The sequence below is a fragment of the Pseudomonas protegens genome (genome assembly GCF_003732485.1).
In the GTDB taxonomy this organism is placed as follows: domain Bacteria; phylum Pseudomonadota; class Gammaproteobacteria; order Pseudomonadales; family Pseudomonadaceae; genus Aquipseudomonas; species Aquipseudomonas protegens_B.
On sequence record NZ_MOAK01000015.1, the window covers coordinates 36334 to 55377 of the forward strand.

The window sequence follows — 19044 nt, forward strand, 5'->3', positions numbered from 1 at the left end:
GCGCGGAGAAATCCGCGCCGACGGGGACAGCCATGGCCCGCGCCGGCGTCTTGCTCTTGCCGGCGCGGGCTGTTGCCTACAGCCCGGCGTTTTCCGCCGCTACGCTTTTCGGCTTGCCGTAGTGCCATTCATAGACCACGAACTTGAAGTCCTTGAGGTCGCCTTTCTCGTCGAAGCTCAGGTCGCCGGTGGGGGTCTTGAAGGTGCCGGCGTGGATTGCCTCGGCGACTTTCTCCGGGTCTTCGCTCTTGGCCGCGGCGATGGCCCCGGCAATCACTTCCACCGCCGAGTAGGACGGCAGCACGAACGGGCCGCTGGGGTTTTCCTTCTTGGCTTCGAAGGCTTCCACCAGGGCCTTGTTGGCCGGGTCCTGGTCGAAGGACTTGGGCAGGGTCACCAGCATGCCTTCGGAAGCGTCCTTGGCGATCTGCGAGATCGAGTCGTTGCCCACGCCTTCAGGGCCCATGAAGCGTGCGGTCAGGCCCTTTTCCTTGGCCTGGCGCAGCAGCAGGCCCATTTCCGGGTGGTAGCCGCCGAAGTACACGAAGTCGACATTGGCCTGCTTGAGCTTGGCCAGGATCGACGAGTAGTCGCGCTCGCCGACGTTGATGCCTTCGAACATCGCCACCTTGATGCCTTCCTTGCCGAGGATGTCCTTGACCGAGCTGGCGATGCCTTCACCGTACTGCTGCTTGTCGTGCAGCACCGCCACATTGGCCGGTTTCAGCTGAGCGATGTAGCGTGCCGCCGCCGGGCCCTGGGCGTTGTCCAGGCCGATGGTGCGGAACACCATCTTGTAGCCCCGGGCGGTGAGCTCGGGGCTGGTGGCGGCCGGGGTAATCATCACGATGCCTTCGTCTTCGTAGATGTCGGACGCCGGCTGGGTGGAGCTGGAGCACAGGTGTCCGACCACGAACTTGACGCCGTCATTCACCACTTTGTTGGCCACGGCCACCGCTTGCTTGGGGTCGCAGGCATCGTCGTATTCCACGGCCACCAGTTGCTTGCCGTCGACGCCACCCTTGGCGTTGATCTGCTCGATGGCCATGCGCGCGCCGCTGAACTGCATGTCTCCGTATTGCGCCACCGGGCCGGTCTTGGCCCCGGCGATGCCGATCCTGATGCTGTCGGCTGCCAGGGAATGGCAGGCGAGGCCGGCAAGAATCATGGCGCTGAGCAGTTGGGTGGCTTTGTTATTGATACGACTCATATGTTGTTCCACTCCTGTGGGTAACGGTTCAAAGGGTGTTGCGGGTGTTGCGGGTGTTGCGGATGTTGCGTGGATGCGTGGATGCGTGAGGCGCCGCAGACAGCGACGCATCGACAACTCGGGGTTGTAGGCCGGACAGCCCGGGGCGGCGTTGACCCCGCTCAAGGAAGGGCCTTGCCGATCCTGACCACCGCCTCGAAGGCCGGCAGCGGCGCTGCGGGTTCCACACAGGCCTCCAGGGCCTGGGCGATATCGGCCAGCAGGTCGGCGATGTCTTCCAGGCCCACCGACAGGCGCACCAGGCCGTCGGCAATGCCATGTTCGGCCCGTTCTTCCGGGGTATAGGTGGAATGGGTCATGCTCGCCGGATGCTGGGCCAGGGACTCGGCGTCCCCCAGGCTTACGGCGCGGCTGAACAGTTGCAGGGCGTTCATGAAGCGGCTGCCGGTGGCCAGGCCGCCCTTGAGTTCAAAGGCGATCATGCCGCCGGGCAATTTCATCTGCTGTTGCGCCAGGCTGTATTGCGCGAAGGACGGCAGGCCGGGGTAGGCAACCCACTGCACCAGCGGATGTTCCTGCAGGTACTCGGCGATGGCCTGGGCGTTGCTGCAGTGGCGGTCCATGCGCAGGGCCAGGGTCTTGAGGCCGCGCATCAGGAGAAAGGCATCCTGGGGCGAGAGCACCGCGCCGGTGAGGTCCTTCAGGCCCTGCAGGCGAATGCGCTCCGCCAGGCTCTGGCGGGTGACCACGATACCGGCGGTGATATCGCCGTGGCCATTGAGGTATTTGGTGGCCGAATGCACGACCAGATCGGCCCCAAGCTCCAGTGGGCGCTGCAGATAGGGGGTGCAATAGGTGTTGTCCACGGCAAAGGTGATGCGTGGATGCTGGCGGGCGATTTCGGCCACCGCGGCAATGTCCACCAACTGCATGTTGGGATTGGCCGGGGACTCGCAATAGATCATGCGTGTGGCAGGGCTGATGGCGGCCCGCAGGTTGCCCAGGTCGCTCATGTCCACATGGCGCACCTTGACCCCGAACTCGGCCAGGCCGTGGTGCAGGAGGGCGAAGGTGCAGCCGTACAAGGTCCGGCAGACGATGATTTCGTCGGTGGGGCGCAGCAGGGTCCACAAGGTGGCGGCAATGGCGCCCATGCCGGAGCCGAAGGCCACTGCAGCCTCGCCATTTTCCAGGGCCGCCATGCGCGCTTCCAGCAACGCCAGGGTCGGATTGCCGATGCGGGTATAGAAGTAGCCGGGCTCTTCGCCGGCAAAGCAGCCGGCGCCATACTCGGCAGTGGCGAAGGTAAAGGTGGAGGTCAGGTAGATCGGTGGAATCAGCGCGCCCTGATGCTCCTGGGGGTTATAGCCGTGGTGGATGGCTCGGGTGGAAAAACCAAGGTCGACGCTTTTGGTGTGCATGGTGAACACTCCCGGATTTGTTGTAATGCTATGCTCAAATCCGGCGCAATAAATTCTAATCTGGTCCCTTAAAAGCGGGACAATTGAAATAAATCTTCATAAAAACAAGATAAAGAGGCAAAAGATGCCCCAAGGTCTGGATCGCACGGATAAAGCCCTGCTGATCGCCCTGCAAGACAATGCCCGGCTCACCACCGCCGAACTGGCCGACAACGTCGCCCTGACTACCTCGCCGTGCTGGCGAAGGGTGAAGATCCTCGAAGAGCGCGGGGTGATCACCGGCTATCAGGCGATCCTCTCGCCCAAGGCCCTGGGCTTTGGGGTCACTGCCTTTGTCAGTGTGATGATGGAGTCCCACTCCCAGGAGACGGCTCGGGCTTTCGAGCAGCGTCTGCTGGAAATCCCGGAAATCATCGCCTGCCACAACGTCTCCGGGCGCTATGACTTTCTGCTCGAAGTGCTGGCCAAGGACCTGGAATCTTTCGGCGAGTTTGCCCGGGAGGTGCTGCAGACCCTGCCGGCGGTGAAGGAAATCTACTCGAGCTTTTCCTTCAAGTCGGTGAAGCCGGCGCGCTTGATTCCGGTGTTGCAGCCCGGCAGCTGAGGCCGGTACTGCTCAATGCAATTGCTGTTCGTCCAGGTATTGGTTGAGGCACTCGATGAATGCCTGGTGCTTGCGGGTATTACGACGATGGGCCGGATAGATCACATGGATTCTTGAACCAAACTGCTCCGGGTCGAGTTGCGCCTCGGGCAGCAGTTGCACCAGTTCGCCGCGGCGCAGATAGGGCGCCGCACTCCACTGCGGACACAGCTGCAGGCCCAGCCCCGAGAGCAGGGCACCGAAGAGAAAATCATAATTGTCGCTGGTCAGCCGGGGCATCGGTTGGGCCACTCGCTGTTGCACGCCGTCCAGGGTGAAACGCCAGAAATGCGGGTTCAGCGCCGGATGACGGAAGATCAGCCAGTCATGCTCGGCAAAGGTCTCCGGCGTCAAGGGCAGCGGCCGGCGTTGCAGGTAGCGCGGGCTGGCACAGAGCAGGATGCGGTTGGCCGTCAGCGGGCGGGCGATCAGGTCCGGCAGCTCCACCGGCCCATCCCGCACCGCCAGGTCATAGCCGCCACTGTGCAGGTCGACGAACTCGTCGGTGAGCTCGACGTCCAGGCGCATATGCGGGTATTGCTCCAGAAAGCGGTAGCAGGCGGCATTGAGAAAGGCCGGGGCGAAGGAGGGCGGCGCCACCAGGCGCAAGGTGCCACACATCTGTTCCTGCAACTGCTGGATATCCTCCTGGGCCTGTTGCAGCTGGCGCAGGACCTGACGGGCGCTGGCCAGGTAGATGTGCCCGGCCTCGGTGAGGGCGATGCGTCGGGTCGAGCGCTCGAACAGCCGGGTGCCCAGCTGGCTTTCCAGGTGGCTGACCGCCTTGGTCAGGGCCGAGGTGGTCTTGCCCAGGCACGCGGCGGCGCGCGTGAAGCTGCCCTGGTCGGCGGTGGTCACGAACATGGTGATGGCGCCCAGCTGGTCCATTTCAGTCTTGCCTCTTTGGAAAGGATGTCTTGCGCGAAGCAGTATTCTTAAGCGCCGATGAGTTGGCTAGTCTCTCGTCCATTCTGACCCAAGGGTGCCAACAACAATGAAAAACGCTCTGAAGATCACGCTGGCCTCGGCGCTGGTATTGGCCTCGATGCACAGCCAGGCAGCGGTGGACCTGCTGCTGCACAACGGCAAGGTGTTCACTGCCGAACAGGGCCAGCCCCTGCAACAGGCCGTGGCGGTAGAGCAGGGACGGATCGTCAGGGTCGGCAGCGATACCGAGATCCTGGCGCTCAAGGCGGCCGGCACCCGGGTCATCGACCTGCAGGGCAAGGTGCTGATGCCGGGGTTCATCGACAGCCACAGCCACGCCATCTTCGGCGGCCTGAAGCTCAAGGCTGCCGACCTGGAAAGCCAGCAACTGCCCCTGGACGAGCTGGAGCGGCGCCTGCGCGGTTGGCGCGATGACGGCAAGGCCCGGCATGGCGACATCCTCAGCGTCAGCGGTTTTCCTTCGACCTACTGGAGCCAGGTGGACGCCCTGGAGCAACGTTTCAACCAGGGCGAATGGGCCACCACGCCGATTCTGTTCGTCGGCTGGGACTACCACACCGGCTGGGCCAACCGCGCCATGCTCAAGCGCGGCGGCATAGACGCCGCGCGGGTCAAGGCGCTGCAGGGCGAAGCGCAGGCCACCATCGGCCACCACCCCGACCACAGCCCCAACGGCTTTGTCGCCGACGCCGGGCTCTCGGCCCTGACCTCGCAACTGCCGCCGCCGAGCTTCGAACAGTTGCTCGACGCCGCGCGCGCCGCCCGCGACCTTAACCTGAGCCTGGGCATCACCGCGCTGATGGACCCGGCGGCCAACGCCACCCCCGGCGACGCGCTGTTCGCCATGCATCCCACGGCCCGGACCGTCGGTGTGCTGCCGGTGTACAAGGCGCTGGCGCAGAAGGGCGAGCTGACCCTGCGGGTCGCGGCCTTGATGGTGGCCAATCCCAAGAGCCGCCCGGCGGACCTGGAGGTGCTGGAGCAGGTGCGCCAGCAGTTCCTCGGGGTGCCGAATCTGAGCCTGCCGGGGATCAAGATCTTCGCCGACGGTGTCGCCGAGTTTCCGGCGCAGACCGCTTCCCTGCTGACCCCCTACAAGAACTCGAAGAAGGACGGCGAACTGCTGATCGACCCGGCGCATTTCGGCGAGTTGGTCAGCGCCGCCGACGCCCGGGGCTGGCTGGTACACGTGCACGCCATTGGCGACCGCGCGGTGCGCGAATCCCTCAACGGCATCGAGCAGGCACGGCGCGAGCGTCAGAGTGGTGTGGTGCACTCCATTACTCATCTGCAGATGGTCAACCCCAAGGAGTTCGCCCGCTTCAAGCCGCTCGATGTGATTGCCTCCATGCAGCTGTACTGGGCGTCCGCCGACGAGTTGAGCATCGACCTGCTCCAGCCCTACATCAGCGCCATGCAGTTCCAGTTCATGTACCCGGCGCGTTCGCTGTTGAAGAACGGCGCCACCATTGCCGGCGCCAGCGACTGGCCGGTGAGCACCCCGGAACCCTGGAAGGCCATCGCCCAGGCCATCAGCCGCAAGGGCCCCAAGGGCGTATTGAACAAGGATGAAGGCATCGACCGGGAAACCCTGTTCTACGCCTACACCCGCAACGCCGCGCGGGCCATTGGCCTGGAGCAGCAGATCGGCAGCCTGGCCCCGGGCAAGCAGGCCGACCTGATCGTTCTTGACCGCGATGTGTTCCAGGTGCCCCAGGAGCAACTGGCGCACACCCAGGTGCTCAAGACCTATTTTGCCGGGCGCGAGGTGTATAGCCGGCCGTGATGCTGCATGGATGCCGGCCGGGCCCGCGATCTTCATCGCGGGCTTTTTTTTGCCTTGTCGACCACTGCGACGCCTTCGCTGGCAAGCCAGCGCCTACGGGCGACCGGCCTCACGGCCAAACACTTTTCTGCACGGCGATGATTGACGCGGCAAGAGCGTATCCCTATTCTTTGTCGACCGACAAAGAATAGGGAACAGTTCGATGAAAACCCTCAAGGGTCCCAGCCTGCATCTGGCGCAATTCAGCGCCGAGACGGCGCCGTTCCACAATTTGCCGGCGATTGCCCAATGGGCCGCCGACCTGGGTTTCAAGGCGCTGCAGATCCCTGCCTGGGACGCGCGGCTGTTCGACGTCGCCACGGCGGCCGAGAGCCAGGACTACTGCGATGAACTCAAGGGCCAGCTGGCGCAGAAGGGCCTGCAGATCAGCGAGCTGACCAGCCATATCTTCGGCCAGCTGGTGGCGGTGCATCCGGCCTACGATGCGATGTGCGACAACTTCGCCCCGCCAGCGCTGCGGGGCAATCCGCAAGCCAGAACGGCCTGGGCCATGGAGCAGATGAAGCTGGCGGCCAAGGCTTCGCGACGCCTGGGGTTGAGTGAGCTGGGGACCTTTTCCGGGTCCCTGGCCTGGCCCTATCTGTTTCCTTTTCCCCAGCGCCCCGAGGGCCTGATCGAGACGGCGTTCGACGAGCTGGCGCGGCGCTGGCGGCCGATCCTCGATGCCTGCGACGAGCAGGGGGTCAACCTGTGCTACGAGATCCACCCCAGCGAGGACCTGCACGACGGCACCAGCTTCGAACGCTTCCATGAATTGGTGGACCATCACCCGCGTTGCAACATTCTCTTCGACCCCAGCCACTTCGTGCTGCAACAGCTGGACTACCTGAGTTACCTGGACATCTACCACGAGCGCATCCGCATGTTTCACGTCAAGGATGCCGAGTTCAATCCCAGCGGCCGCCAAGGCATCTACGGCGGCTACAGCGCCTGGGTCGAGCGCGCCGGGCGCTTCCGTTCCCTGGGCGATGGCCAGGTGGACTTCAAGGGGATCTTTTCCAAGCTGGCGCAATACGACTACCCGGGCTGGGCGACCCTGGAATGGGAGTGCTGCCTCAAGGACCAGGAAGACGGTGCCCGGGAAGGCGTGGCCTTCATCAACCGGCACATGATCCAGGTCACCCAGCGCATCTTCGACGACTTCGCCGGCGCGCAGATCGACCGCCAACAGATCAACGCCATGCTCGGCATTGCCTGACCCCTCAGCGAGAACACACCATGAACGCTTTGACTGACACCCTCCAGGCCGACAGCCTCGACCTGGTTCACCGCTATGTGCGCGTCGATGGCCAGCGCATCCACTGTGTCATCGCCGGCACGGGCCGGCCGGTGCTGCTGATTCCCGGCTGGCCGCAGACCTGGTACGCCTGGCGTCAGGTGATCCAGGCCCTGGCTGCCCAAGGCTTCCAGGCGATTGCCGTGGACCCGCCGGGCAGCGGCCAGTCCGACCGCCCGGAGCACGGCTACGACACCGGCCATGTGGCCGGGGTGCTGCACCAGGTGATGGGGCAGTTGGGTTTCGAGCGCTACAGCGTGGTCGGCCACGACGTCGGCATGTGGATCGCCTACGCCTTGGCCTGCGACCATCCGCAGGCGGTGGAGCGCCTGGCGCTGACCGAGGCGGTGATCCCCGGGCTGGCGGATGCACCACCGATTTTTGTCGCGCCGCAGCAGAACATCTTTCTCTGGCACTTCATGTTCAACCAGCTGCGGGATTTGCCGGAAGCCTTGATCGCCGGGCGCGAGCGGGCCTACCTGAATTACATCTTCGACCACTGGTCCCATCGCCGCGAGGCGGTGGCCGCCGAAGTCTACATCGAGGCCTACGCTGCCCCGGGCGGGTTGCGCGCAGGCTTCGCCTATTACCGGGCGATCCCCGAGACGGTGCGCCAGAATCAGCTGCGCGCGCAGCGGCCGCTGACCATGCCGGTGCTGGCCATTGGTGCCGAGCACGCCACCAACGATGCACCTCTGTTGACCCTGCAGGGCCATGCCAGTGACCTGCGCGGGGCCATTGTCGAGGACTGCGGGCACTTCATCATGGAGGAGGCACCGGAGGAATTTCTCGCGCTGCTACTGCCGTTTCTGCAGGAGGGCCGTGACTGAGGCAGGGCGCAGGCAAGGCCGCGGCCACGGAAATTGGCCGCGGCCGGCGCAAATCTAATATCATTTCGTCCCGGCGCCCTGCGCCAACCGGCTGTTCGGGCTCAACCGAACGCCTTCCCTGTCCCGACGAGATACCCGACCCCCATGGCTGGAAGACCCCGCGAATTCGACCGTCACCAGGCACTGCGCCAGGCGCTCGAACTGTTCTGGCGCCGTGGTTTCGAAACCACCTCCATGGCCGACCTGGTGGCGGCCCTGGGCATCGCCTCGGCGCGCATCTATGCCGCCTTCGGCTCCAAGGAGGCGTTGTTTCGCGAGGCCATCGAGCTGTACGAAAGCCAGGAAGGCGGTTTCGCCGACCTGGCCCTGCAAGAGCCCTGCGCCTACGTCGCCATCGAGCGCATGCTGCAAGAAGCGGTGGCACTCTACACCCGGGCCGACGGCCCCCGTGGCTGCATGGTGGTGGCCTCGGCGGTGAACTGCTCAAGCGACAACGACAGCGTGCGCGAATGGCTGGCCGAACATCGCCGGGCGCGTACCGCAAGCATTATCCAGCGCCTGGAAGCCGCGCAGCAGGCGGGTGAATTGCCCGGCCACAGCGATGCAACTTCCCTGGGCGATTATTACTCTACGGTGCTCCACGGGCTGTCGGTGCAAGCCCGCGACGGCGTCAGCGCGGCGCGCCTGCTGCAGGGCGTGGCGCTGGCCATGCAGGTCTTTGCGCGAACCGCTCAAGGGAGTTGAAGCGGCGCTGCACCCTGGCTCCGCCTGGGAGCCTTTGCCCGCAATCCGGGAGCAGCGATGCTGGCCCGGGTTGTGCATTTTTTCAGCGGGTCCCGGACCCGTTCCATCATCGAAAGAGTATGACGCCCCCCCATGAGTGATTCCGCGGCGACACCCCAAGGCAACTGGCAGCCGGTCATCGCGCTGGCGCTGGCGGCCTTTGTCTTCAACACCACCGAGTTCGTGCCGGTGGGCCTGCTCAGCGCCATCGGCGCCAGCTTCGATCTGCCCACCGAGCGGGTCGGGCTGATGCTCACCATCTACGCCTGGATCGTGTCCCTGACCTCGCTGCCGGTGATGCTGCTGACCCGCAACATCGAGCGGCGCAAGTTGCTCACGGTGCTGTTCGGGCTGTTCATCGTCAGCCATGTCCTTTCCAGCCTGGCCAACAGCTTCGGCCTGCTGATGCTCAGCCGCATCGGCGTGGCCCTGGCCCATGCCCTGTTCTGGTCCATCACCGCGTCACTGGCGGTGCGCCTGGCGCCGCCGGGCAAGCAGGTGCAGGCCCTGGGTCTGCTGGCCACCGGCACTTCCCTGGCCATGGTCCTGGGCATTCCCCTGGGGCGCCTGCTGGGCGAGGCCCTGGGCTGGCGCACCACCTTCAGCGTGATTGCGGCCATGGCCGGCTTGCTGGTGCTGTGGTTGATCCGCACCTTGCCGCTGCTGCCCAGTCAGAACTCCGGCTCCCTGCGCAGCCTGCCGCTGCTGTTCAAGCGCCCGGCGCTGGTGGCGATCTATGTGCTGACGGCCCTGGTGGTCACTGCGCAGTTCACCGCCTACAGCTACATCGAACCGTTCATCAAGGTGGCGGCGGGCCTGGGGGGCGATGTGGTGACCCTGATCCTGCTGGTGTTCGGCGGTGCCGGGATCATCGGCTCGCTGCTGTTCAGCTGGCTGCACCGTCACAGTCCCCAGGGGTTCCTGCTGACGGCGGTGACCCTGCTGGCGCTGTGCCTGAGCCTGCTGCTGCCCCTCAACGGCCATGTCTGGTCCCTGGTGGCGCTGAGCGTGGTCTGGGGCATGGCGATCATGGGTTTCGGCCTGGCCCTGCAATCCAAGGTGCTGGTGCTGGCGCCGGACGCTACCGACGTGGCGATGGCGATGTTCTCCGGGATCTACAACATCGGCATTGGCGGCGGTGCGCTGCTGGGCAGTTGGGTCGGCGGCCAGCTGGGCTTTGCCTATGTCGGCCTGGCAGGGGGCGCATTGGCGACCTTTGCCTTGCTGTTCTATGGCCTGGCGGTCCGCCGCATGGCCGCTGTCGCGCCGGGCAATTGAGGCGGGTATTGCCCGACGCCGTTGGCGCTTTTGTGTTCCGCGGCAGCGCCAGGCTTCAGGCGTGCACCGGCTTGCGGCGATCCGGCCAGCACGCCACCAACAGGAGCAGCAGCGCCGCCAGCAGGTAGGGCAGGCGCGGCTCCACGGCGTAGATCAGGGTGCCTGCCAAGGGCCCGACCACCACCCCCAGGCCCTGGGCCGCACCGACGGAACCGGCGGTGGCGCCTTGCTCGGCAGCGTCCACTGCGTTGCTGGCCAGGGCAGCGAAGGAGGGGAAGATCCAGCCCATGCCGGCAGCCGAGACAAAGAACCCCAGCCACAGCACCCAAGCGTGGGCGGCGAGGATGCTGGCGGCAAAGCCCGTTGCGGCCACCAGGGCGCCGACGCGGATCATCCGCAGTGGCGGCCACTCCAGCTTGCGCACCACCAGTTGCGAGGCAATCAACGCCAGCCCCACCAGGGTCAGGGCGACACCGGCGGTCTGCGCCGCGTCCGCTGGGCCCATGCCCAGGCGGTCGAGGGCGAAGAAGCCGACGGTGATCTGCGCCATGGCCACGCACAGCATCGAGATGAACGCCACCACCAGCGGCCGGCGCAGGCGCGGGTCCGCCAGGCTCACCGACTTGGGCGGTTGCTTGAGGTGCAGTTCCTGGCGTGGCAGCCGCGCCTTGAGGAAGGCGAAGCCCAGCAGCGGCAACAGCGCCAGCACATAGAACGGCAGGCTCAGGCTGTGGCGTGCCAGCAGCGCGGCAATCGCCGGGCCCAGGACCAGGCCGCAAGCGTTGGCCGCCCCCAGGGAAGCCATGGCCCGGGCCCGGTGCTCGGGCTCGATGTTGTCGGCGATCAGCGCGTAGCCACCCACCGGGATCGCCGCGTAGAACACCCCGATCAGGCCGCGTCCCAGCAGCAGCCCGGCAAACGCCAGCAGTGCCGAAGGCAGGGCGTACAGCGCCAGGTCGATGAATAGGCTCAGGGCGAGAAAGGCCAGGGTGAAGCCGCCGGTGCCCAGCAGCAGGATCTGCCGTCGGCCCAGGCGGTCACTGGCCCGGCCCCAGGGCCGGGCCAGTAGCATCCAGATCACCCCGGAGACGGTCACCGCCATCCCCGCCTGCCAGGTGGCCAGGCCGAGAATCCGCGCAATGGGACCGATCAGCGAGACAAACGCCATCATCGCCATGGTGCAGGCCAGGTTGGCCACCAGCAGCGGGCGCAGGTCGAAGGCCGGTGCGGCCTGGGGCGTGTCCAGGGTATCGAGGGGCAACTGTTGAGCGTTGGTCATGGTTTATCCCAGGGCTGAGTGAAAGGGCAGGCGGCCGTCGACCATCACCAGCGGTCGACCGCGCACCTGTTCCAGGCTGGCGTCGACACCATAGACGTCGCGCAGCAGTTGTGGGTTGACCACTTCCAGGGCCGGTCCGGCGGCGGCCAGACGGCCGTTGTGCAGGACCACCACCTGCTGGCTGAAACCCAGGGCCAGGTTGATGTCGTGGACCACCACCAGGGTGATCAACTGGCGCTCGCGGGTGGCCCGGGTAATGGCGTCCACCACCTGGCACTGGTGGTACAGGTCCAGGGCGCTGGTGGGTTCGTCCAGCAGCAGTACCCGAGGCTGGCGCACCAGGGCCTGGGCCAGCCCCACCAGCTGGCGCTGGCCGCCGGAGAGGGCATCGATGGGGCGGTCGGCCAGGGCCGTCAGGTCCAGGTCCCGGAGCACCTGTTCGACCCGGTGCAGCACCTCGGCACTGGGGCGGCCGGGGGCGAAACCGGCGCTGCGATGCCCGGCCATGGCGGCGCTGAGCACGGCCTCGAAGGCGCACAGGCGAGTGCGCTCCGGCAGGCTCTGGGGCAGGTAGACGATGTGCTGCGCCCGTTCCACCTGGGGCAGGCGGTTGAGGTCGACGCCATCGAGCAGCACCTGTCCGGTGGTTTTCTGCAACCCGGCGATGCCCCGCAGCAGGGTCGATTTGCCCGCCGCGTTGGGGCCGATCAGCGCGGTCACGCTGCCCCTGGCCAAGGTCGGCAGGGCGACGTCGCAGAGCACCTGGCGGCTGCCGTAATGCATGTTCAGGCCGGCTGTGCACAGCCCGGGCGTGGAGGGGGCGTTAAGGCTCACAGGACACCTCGACGGTTGCGCATGACGATGGCCATGAAAAACGGAATGCCCACCAGGGCCGTGACAATGCCCACCGGCACCAGCACCCCGGGGATCAGGGCCTTGCTGGCGATGGAGGCCATGGACAGGATCAGCCCGCCGCTGAGCACGCTGGCCGGCAGGAACAGCCGATGGTCCTCGCCCACCAGCAGCCGGGCGATGTGCGGGGCGATCAGGCCGATAAAACCGATGGTGCCGACAAAGGACACCGCCAGGGCCGACAGCAGGCTGATGCGCAGCAGCGACAGCAGGCGCAGGCGACCGACGTCGATGCCGAAGCTGCGGGCCCGTTCCTCGCCCAGGGTCAGGGCGGTCAGGGCCCAGCTCTGGCGCAGGGAAAACGGCAGGCACAGCAACAGCGCCACGGCCAGCACTCCGAGCTTTTCCCAGGAGGCCCGGGCCAGGCTGCCGAGGGTCCAGAACACCAGTTGCTGCAGGCTGTCCTGGGTGGCGACGAACTGCAGCAGGGCCACCAGGGCGTTGAAGGCGAACACCAGGGCGATGCCGAACAGCACCAGGCTTTCCACGCCGAAGCCACGCCAGCGTGCCAGCAGGTAGAGCAAGGCCACCGAGGCCAGGGCGAAGAGGAAGGCGTTGGCCGAGATCAGGTACTGCGCCGGCACCCCGGGAAGGCCCAGTCCGAGGACGATGGCCAGGGCGGCGCCAAAGGCTGCGGCAGCGGACACGCCGAGGGTGAAGGGGCTGGCCAGGGGGTTGTCGAGCACGGTCTGCATCTCCGCCCCGGCCAGGGCCAGGGCGGCGCCCACCAGCACCGCCATCAGGGCGTAGGGCAAGCGCACGTTCCACACGATCACCGCTTCGACCCGGGGCATCGAGCCCGGGTCCCAGAGCACCTGCAGCAGGCGCGACAGGCTCATCCCGGAAGGTCCGGTGGTGATGTCCAGGGCCAGGGACAGCAGCAGGGCCAGGGCCAGCCCGCCCAATAGCAGCACTCGGCGCCCGTGGCGTCGCTGGTAATGGCCGGCGGCAAGGTTGTCCGCCACGTCGGTGGCAGCCTGGGTCATGGTTTCAGGCTCGTGGCGAACACGCCGCTGGCGGGAATCGGCATGAAGCGCTGGTACAGCTCCCGGCGGGTCTGGTCCGGGTCCAGGTCCTTGAACAGTTCAGGGTGCAGCCACTTGGCCAGGGCCTGGACCGCGATCAGGTGCTCCGGCGAGTCGTAGAAGATGTGCCACAGGCCATGCACATTGCCCTGGCGCACGGCCCGCAGCTCGTTCAGCGGTGGGCGCTGGGCGGCCTGGCGCAGGCTGTCCCGAGCCTGTTGCAAGGTGGCGGAATAACCCAGGGTCACGCCGCCCTGGCCGGCGGCAAACACCCCGGTGGCCACGTAAACGTCCGGGTCGCTGGAGAGGATGTACTCCACGTTGAGCACACCAATGGGGCCGGGTATGCGCCCGTCGGCGATGTTGTGGCCGCCGGCCAGCTTGATCATCTCGCCGAAGTTGCCGGTGCCCGGGGAGCCGCAGCAGTCCTGCAGCCCGGCGAGCATGTCGATGAAGATCTTCGGCTGCTTGACGGTACCGGCCTTGGCCAGGGTCTGGGTGACCTTGGCCAGGGACTGCTGATAGAAGGCAATGAATTCCTCGGCCCGCTGCTCACGGCCCAGGGCCTGGCCCAGCAGGCGCATGCTGGGCACGGTATTGCTCAGGGGATGGTCGCTGAAGTCGACGAAAATCACCGCCACCCCGGCGGCCTCCAGCTGTTTCACCGCTTCGCTGTCCGGGCCGGGCCCGTGGCCGCCGCTCAGGGCCATGATCGCCAGGTCCGGGTGCACCGCCAGGGCCTTTTCGACGCTGAAGGTCTCGGCCGAGGTGCCGCCCACCAGCGGCACCTTGTCGGCCTGGGGGAAGACCTTGTGATAGGCCTCGTAACCCTGCACGTCGAGGCCGCGAAAGTCCCCTTGCCAACCGGCGAGGCGGGCGAAGGGATTCTGGCCTTCGAGCAGCGACAGGGAATAGATCATCCGCCCTTCACCCAGGAGGATGTGCTCGACCTTCTCCGGTACCAGGACCTGGCGTCCGGCCAGATCGGTGAGGGTCGCGGCGCTGGCCGTGGCGGCCCATAGCAGGCCCAGGGGCAGCAGGCCGAGCAAGAGCCCGCGCTGGGCGCGGCGCAAGAAATCACGGTGTGTCATGGGAGGTTTCCTTGAACGATTGAACGGCCCGGCGGGCGACGCGCTTGCGCCACCACAACAACAGGCCGGTGATGTACAGCAGGGGTAACGAAATACCGCAGAGAAAAGCCAGCCAGGCGCCGGGTGTACCCAGCAGCAAATGCCCGTGGGCGGCGGAAAACAGCGGCTTGACGGTCATCGGCGTGGCCGTCAGCCAGGTGAACAGTTCGGGGCGCGCCAGCCAGGCGCCGCTGCCGGCGATCAGGATCAGCGGCAGGCACAGCCACGCCGCCGCGACGTTATGCCATTCACGCAGGCGCCGGCTGCCCTGGCTGCCGCGACGCAGGCTGGCGGCTTTCCACCAGCTGCGGCGGCCCGGCCACCAGAGGTACAGGCCGCTGCCCAGCGAGCCCAGCAGCACCAGGCCGCACACCAGCACCAGGGTCGAACCCCAGGCCTGCGGCAACAGCAGGCTGCGGTGCAGCGCTACCAGCTTGGCCAGCCACAGGTCCTCGAAGACGAAGAAGCCCCGGGGTTCGCCGCTATAAGGATCGATCATGGCGATGCCGGTGCCGGGACGCTCCTTGAGGGCACCGAAGACGATCACATTGTCCGATTCGAGAAAGCCCTGGCGCGGTGGCGCCGCGCCGAAGACTTTGTGCAACTGCGGGTAGGCGTCGGAGGCGGCCCTGATCCACGCGTCCTGTTCCAGCAGCGTGCCGTGCTCGCCGGGGGCCAGTTGCAGCATCGGCGCACCGACCTCCCAGCGCAGGATCGGACCCTTGAGCTCCAGCAACGAACCACTGAGGCCCAGCAGCGCCAGGAGCAGCCCCAGGCACAGGGCCAGCCAGCGATGCAGCCGGAGCCAGATTTCACGCATGGGCAGCATCGGCGGCTTACCAGCGGTAGCGCAGGCTGGCGATGACGCTGCGGTCATAACCGGCGCTGCAATTGGTCAGCGAGCAGCCTTCGTAGTAGCGCTTGTCGGTGAGGTTGGTGGCGTTCACCGCCAGGCGCAGGCCCTTGGCTGCCGGGATCAGCTTGTCGAAGTCGTAGTGCACCGCCGCGTCCAGCAGGGTGTAGGAGGGCACGCGCTGGGTGTTGGCGGCATCGGCCTCGGTGGAGCCGATGTAACGCACCCCGGCGCCAAAGCCCAGGCCGCTGAGGAGTCCGTCGGGCAAGGTGTAGTCGGCCCACAGCGAGGCCATTTTTTCCGGGGTGTCGGTGGGGCGTTTGCCCTTCTCCAGCGGGTTGTTGCTCTTGCTCACCTCGGCGTCGTTGTAGGTCAGCGCCGCCAGCAGGTCCAGGCCCCGGGCCAGGCTGGCCTTGCCTTCAAGCTCGATGCCGCGCACGTTGATCTCGCCGGTCTGGATCTTGTTCAGGCGTTCGGCCGGGTCGGTGGTCAGGACGTTTTCCTGGGTCAGGTCGAACAGCGACAGGGTGATGTAGCTGTCGATGCCCGGCGGCTGGTACTTGACCCCCACTTCCGATTGCTTGGCGCTGGTGGGCTTGTACGGCGTGCCGTAGAAGTTGGTGCCCAGTACCGGGTCGAAGGACGTGGAGTAGCTGATGTAGGGCGCCAGGCCGTTGTCCGCCAGGTACACCAGGCCGGTGCGGTAGGTGAACTTCTCGTCGTCCTGCTTGCTGCCGCTATGTTCCAGGCGATTGTCGGTGCGGGCGCTGGAGCGGTCCTGGCGCCCGCCGACGGTGAGCACCCAATGCTCATCGAAGGTGAACTGCTGCTGGGCGTAGACCCCGACCTGATCGGCGCGCTGCACGGTGTTGGTGAAGGGGGTGGTGGGGTTGAACACGCCGCCATGCACCGGGTTGTAGATGTCGATGGACGAGGCAGCGCCGCCACGCAGGTAGTAGTCCTCGCGGGTGCGCCGGTAGTCGACCCCCAGCAGCGACACCATTTGCGTGCTGCCCAGGTTCCAGCGGGCCTGGGCATTGTTGTCCAGGGAGTAGGTGTCGCCGACGATGCGAAAGCGGTAGGCATCGCGTTTCAACGTGCGCAGATCGGGCTCCAGGGCTCTGCCGCTAGCGGTGTTGGTCAGCAGATTGACGTGGCCGTAGCGGGCGCTGGAGTTGAGACTCCAGACATCGTTCAGACGGTGCTCCAGCAGGTAGCCCAGTGAGTACTGGGTGCGGTCGTTGTCCAGCCCCGGTTCATCGAGGAAGACGTTGTGCTTGACCTTGCCATTGGGGTTGCCAAGCAGGGTGCCCCGGGCCGGCAGGAACACCCGCGGCGCGCCGAACGTGTCCTGGGTGTAGTCGGCCAGCAGGGTCAGGCTGGTGTCGTCGTTGGGCTTCCAGGTGAAGGAGGGCGCGAAGTACTGCTTGTCGTCCTTGATGTGATCGAACTGGGTGCCGCTGTCGCGCTCCAGGCCCACCAGGCGGTAGAGGAACTGCCCCTCATCGTCCAGGGGGCCGCTGAAGTCGAACTGGCCCTGGGCCCGGTCGAAGCTGCCGCCCTGGATCTGCACTTCATGGAAGGGTTTGTCCAGCGGGCGCTTGCTGATCTGGTTGACCACGCCCCCCGGGGAGTTCTGGCCGAACAGCACCGAGGCCGGGCCCTTGAGCACATCGATGCGCTCCAGGCCATAGGCTTCGACCTTGGGCCAGGCCTGGGCGGTATTGCCCTTGAGGCCATCGCGGAGCATGCCGGTGGTGACGTCGAAACCGCGGATCGAGATCGTGTCGAAACGCTGGCTGGCGGCGGTGGTATTGGCCTGGACCCCGGCGGTGTAGCGCAGCGCCTCGTTCACCGACTGCACCTGCTGGGCATCCATCTGGTCGCGGGTGACCACGGAAATCGACTGGGGAATTTCACTCAGCGAAGCATCGGTCTTGGTGCCACTGAGGCTGCGCTTGGCCACGTAGCCGCTTTGCTGGCCAGTAGGGGAGTCGACCTGGGTGGCGCTGATCACGCTGGTGTCCAGGGTCAGCGGCTGTTGCGGCTCGCGCTCGGCGTCCGCGGCCAGCGCGCTACCTGCCTGGGTCAACGACAGGCCCAGGGCCAGGCCGTGGATCAGGCACGCCAGCGGACTGCGGCGCAGGGGCGGGCGAGGAACCGCAGAATCGACTGGCCAACCTGAGGTGTTTCGGTGCGCAACGCTGGTGCCCATGCTTCACTCCGTGATGGGGATTAAATGAGAATGCAAACGTATCTCATTTGTGAGCATGGGCTGCGGCCTAAAACTTTGGCTGGCGCGACCATTTCTTTCGTTTGCGGTACTGCAGGACAAGGGCGTCCGGGTTGGCAGGCGCAAGGTGCGGCGGACGCAGACATTCAGCGCAGGTAGAAACTCAGCGCCCGTAGAAACTCGGCGCATGCGCAGTGCGATGGGGGCGCCAATTGAGCTAACGCAGAACTCAGCGTCCGCCAGACTCAGCGCAAGGACTTGGGCGAAACCCCGAAGCGCTTGCGAAAGGCGGTGGAGAAATGCGCCGGGCTGTAGCCGACCCGATAGGCCGCGCTGGAGACATTGGTCTCGCCGCTGGCCAGCAAGCGGTAAGCCTCGCCCAGGCGCTGTTCCTGCAGGTAGGCATAGACGCTGGTGCCGAACACCTGGCGAAAGCCGGCGGTGAGCTTGCGCGGGTTCAGGCCCACCTGACGCGACAGCTCGGACAGCGACGGCGAAGCCTGCAATGAGTTGAGCAGCAGGTCCCTTGCGGCATGGATGCGTTCGATGTCCGCCGAGCTGCACAGGCTGTCCTGCAGCGGTCGGGACTCGGCATGGGCGAGGATGCCCTCGACCCCCAGGGCGGTGAGCTCCAGGGCCTTGCCGCCCAGGTAGAAGGAGCGGGTCGGGCCCTGTAGCGGGCAGGTGAAGATCTGCTGGGCCAGGGCCAGCAGTGGCTTGCTGGCCGGCTGGCAGAACAGCATCGGCCCGCCGCCAAGCGGGTCCAGCAGGCGCTCGGGTTCCAGGCCGGCATTGCGGATCGACGGGAAGTCCAGCTGCACCGTGGTGTAGCGCACCGGTACGCCACTGGCGAACAAGTGGTCGCCGCAGTGCTCGCCCTGGTTGGCCACGGCGCACAGGGTCGGGCCGCGAATTTCCACTTCCGGTTGGCCCTCGACCCGGCAATTGAGCTGGCCGCTGAGCACCAGGATGATTTTCAAACCTTGCCAGAGCGGCTCTTGCATCCACATCTGGCTGTCCATCAGCACAGTCCCGGTGGACAAGGTGATTTCCGGCACCACAGCCGCCGTGTCGGCGTGCTGCGGATTGGGAAACTGCAGGGTGAAATCCCTTTGGACAGGCTGCGGCGCAGCGTGGGGGCTGAGCATGGCGAACTCCCTGTGGACCCGAAAAGAGGCCATAAGCTAGCAGGAAAATCCGCTTCTGTAATTAAGAATGATTATCCTTTAGCTTCCTGGCCCCGTCCTGTCGGGGCCTGCCGGGGGCTCGCCGCGCAATCAAAAGAAAAAGCCGCGCAAACGAATGTCCTGCCGATTGCCGGGCCCTGGAAATTGCCGGTTAATAATCACTCTCATTTGCAGGCACGGCAGCCCTTCA

At 66.0% G+C, this 19044-nt stretch carries 16 protein-coding genes; 6 read left to right on the top strand and 10 right to left on the bottom strand.

Features of this window, described 5'->3' with window-relative positions; translation table 11 throughout:
* Window positions 1-76: 76 nt before the first annotated feature.
* Both BLX41_RS01620 and BLX41_RS01625 read right to left on the bottom strand, forming a co-directional pair.
* Window positions 77-1210, bottom strand: a complete 1134-nt coding sequence (locus tag BLX41_RS01620; protein WP_123723498.1) for a branched-chain amino acid ABC transporter substrate-binding protein — start codon at window positions 1208-1210, stop codon at window positions 77-79.
* 161 nt (window positions 1211-1371) lie between these two features.
* Entirely contained in the window at window positions 1372-2631 is a 1260-nt protein-coding gene (locus BLX41_RS01625; RefSeq protein ID WP_123723499.1) for a methionine gamma-lyase, read from the bottom strand.
* A 124-nt stretch (window positions 2632-2755) separates the two neighbouring features.
* Here BLX41_RS01625 and BLX41_RS01630 point away from each other — a divergent pair, with 124 nt between their 5' ends.
* Window positions 2756-3235: an Lrp/AsnC family transcriptional regulator gene (locus BLX41_RS01630; protein WP_123723500.1), complete on the top strand. Its 480-nt coding sequence runs from the start codon at window positions 2756-2758 to the stop codon at window positions 3233-3235.
* 12 nt (window positions 3236-3247) lie between these two features.
* Here BLX41_RS01630 and BLX41_RS01635 read toward each other — a convergent pair whose 3' ends face one another.
* Complete coding sequence (locus BLX41_RS01635) at window positions 3248-4162, bottom strand: LysR family transcriptional regulator (RefSeq protein WP_123723501.1); 915 nt, start codon at window positions 4160-4162, stop codon at window positions 3248-3250.
* 106 nt (window positions 4163-4268) lie between these two features.
* On the opposite strand from BLX41_RS01635, the gene BLX41_RS01640 reads away from it, so the two are divergent.
* From BLX41_RS01640 to BLX41_RS01660, 5 genes are all read left to right on the top strand, one after another.
* Window positions 4269-6008: an amidohydrolase gene (locus BLX41_RS01640; RefSeq protein ID WP_123723502.1), complete on the top strand. Its 1740-nt coding sequence runs from the start codon at window positions 4269-4271 to the stop codon at window positions 6006-6008.
* 202 nt (window positions 6009-6210) lie between these two features.
* Window positions 6211-7266 carry a sugar phosphate isomerase/epimerase family protein gene (locus tag BLX41_RS01645; protein ID WP_053152314.1) on the top strand — a complete coding sequence of 352 codons (1056 nt, stop codon included), beginning with the start codon at window positions 6211-6213 and terminating at the stop codon, window positions 7264-7266.
* Between the two features lie 20 nt (window positions 7267-7286).
* Entirely contained in the window at window positions 7287-8174 is an 888-nt protein-coding gene (locus BLX41_RS01650; protein WP_123723503.1) for an alpha/beta fold hydrolase, read from the top strand.
* A gap of 144 nt (window positions 8175-8318) precedes the next feature.
* Complete coding sequence (locus tag BLX41_RS01655; protein ID WP_123723504.1) at window positions 8319-8918, top strand: TetR/AcrR family transcriptional regulator; 600 nt, start codon at window positions 8319-8321, stop codon at window positions 8916-8918.
* Between the two features lie 132 nt (window positions 8919-9050).
* The gene (locus BLX41_RS01660; RefSeq protein WP_123723505.1) at window positions 9051-10235 is read left to right on the top strand and encodes a sugar transporter; all 1185 of its coding nucleotides are present in this window, start codon (window positions 9051-9053) and stop codon (window positions 10233-10235) included.
* 55 nt (window positions 10236-10290) lie between these two features.
* On the opposite strand, the gene BLX41_RS01665 is transcribed toward BLX41_RS01660, so the two are convergent.
* The 7 genes from BLX41_RS01665 to BLX41_RS01695 all read right to left on the bottom strand — a co-directional run bounded on the left by BLX41_RS01665 (window position 10291) and on the right by BLX41_RS01695 (window position 18815).
* Window positions 10291-11514, bottom strand: a complete 1224-nt coding sequence (locus BLX41_RS01665) for an MFS transporter (RefSeq protein WP_123723506.1) — start codon at window positions 11512-11514, stop codon at window positions 10291-10293.
* 3 nt (window positions 11515-11517) lie between these two features.
* Window positions 11518-12297, bottom strand: coding sequence for an ABC transporter ATP-binding protein (locus tag BLX41_RS01670; protein WP_123723507.1), 780 nt, complete (start codon window positions 12295-12297; stop codon window positions 11518-11520).
* A gap of 47 nt (window positions 12298-12344) precedes the next feature.
* Window positions 12345-13412 carry a FecCD family ABC transporter permease gene (locus BLX41_RS01675; protein WP_123723508.1) on the bottom strand — a complete coding sequence of 356 codons (1068 nt, stop codon included), beginning with the start codon at window positions 13410-13412 and terminating at the stop codon, window positions 12345-12347.
* On the bottom strand, window positions 13409-14542 hold the full coding sequence (locus BLX41_RS01680; RefSeq protein ID WP_123723509.1) for an ABC transporter substrate-binding protein: 1134 nt from the start codon (window positions 14540-14542) through the stop codon (window positions 13409-13411). Before BLX41_RS01680 ends, BLX41_RS01675 begins: the two co-directional genes overlap by 4 nt.
* Entirely contained in the window at window positions 14529-15401 is an 873-nt protein-coding gene (locus tag BLX41_RS01685) for a PepSY-associated TM helix domain-containing protein (RefSeq protein ID WP_259744309.1), read from the bottom strand. The genes BLX41_RS01680 and BLX41_RS01685 overlap by 14 nt, the downstream gene beginning before the upstream one ends.
* 16 nt (window positions 15402-15417) lie before the next feature.
* Window positions 15418-17649, bottom strand: coding sequence for a TonB-dependent siderophore receptor (locus tag BLX41_RS01690; protein WP_123723511.1), 2232 nt, complete (start codon window positions 17647-17649; stop codon window positions 15418-15420).
* A gap of 263 nt (window positions 17650-17912) precedes the next feature.
* Complete coding sequence (locus BLX41_RS01695) at window positions 17913-18815, bottom strand: AraC family transcriptional regulator (protein ID WP_123723512.1); 903 nt, start codon at window positions 18813-18815, stop codon at window positions 17913-17915.
* Between the last annotated feature and the right edge of the window lie 229 nt (window positions 18816-19044).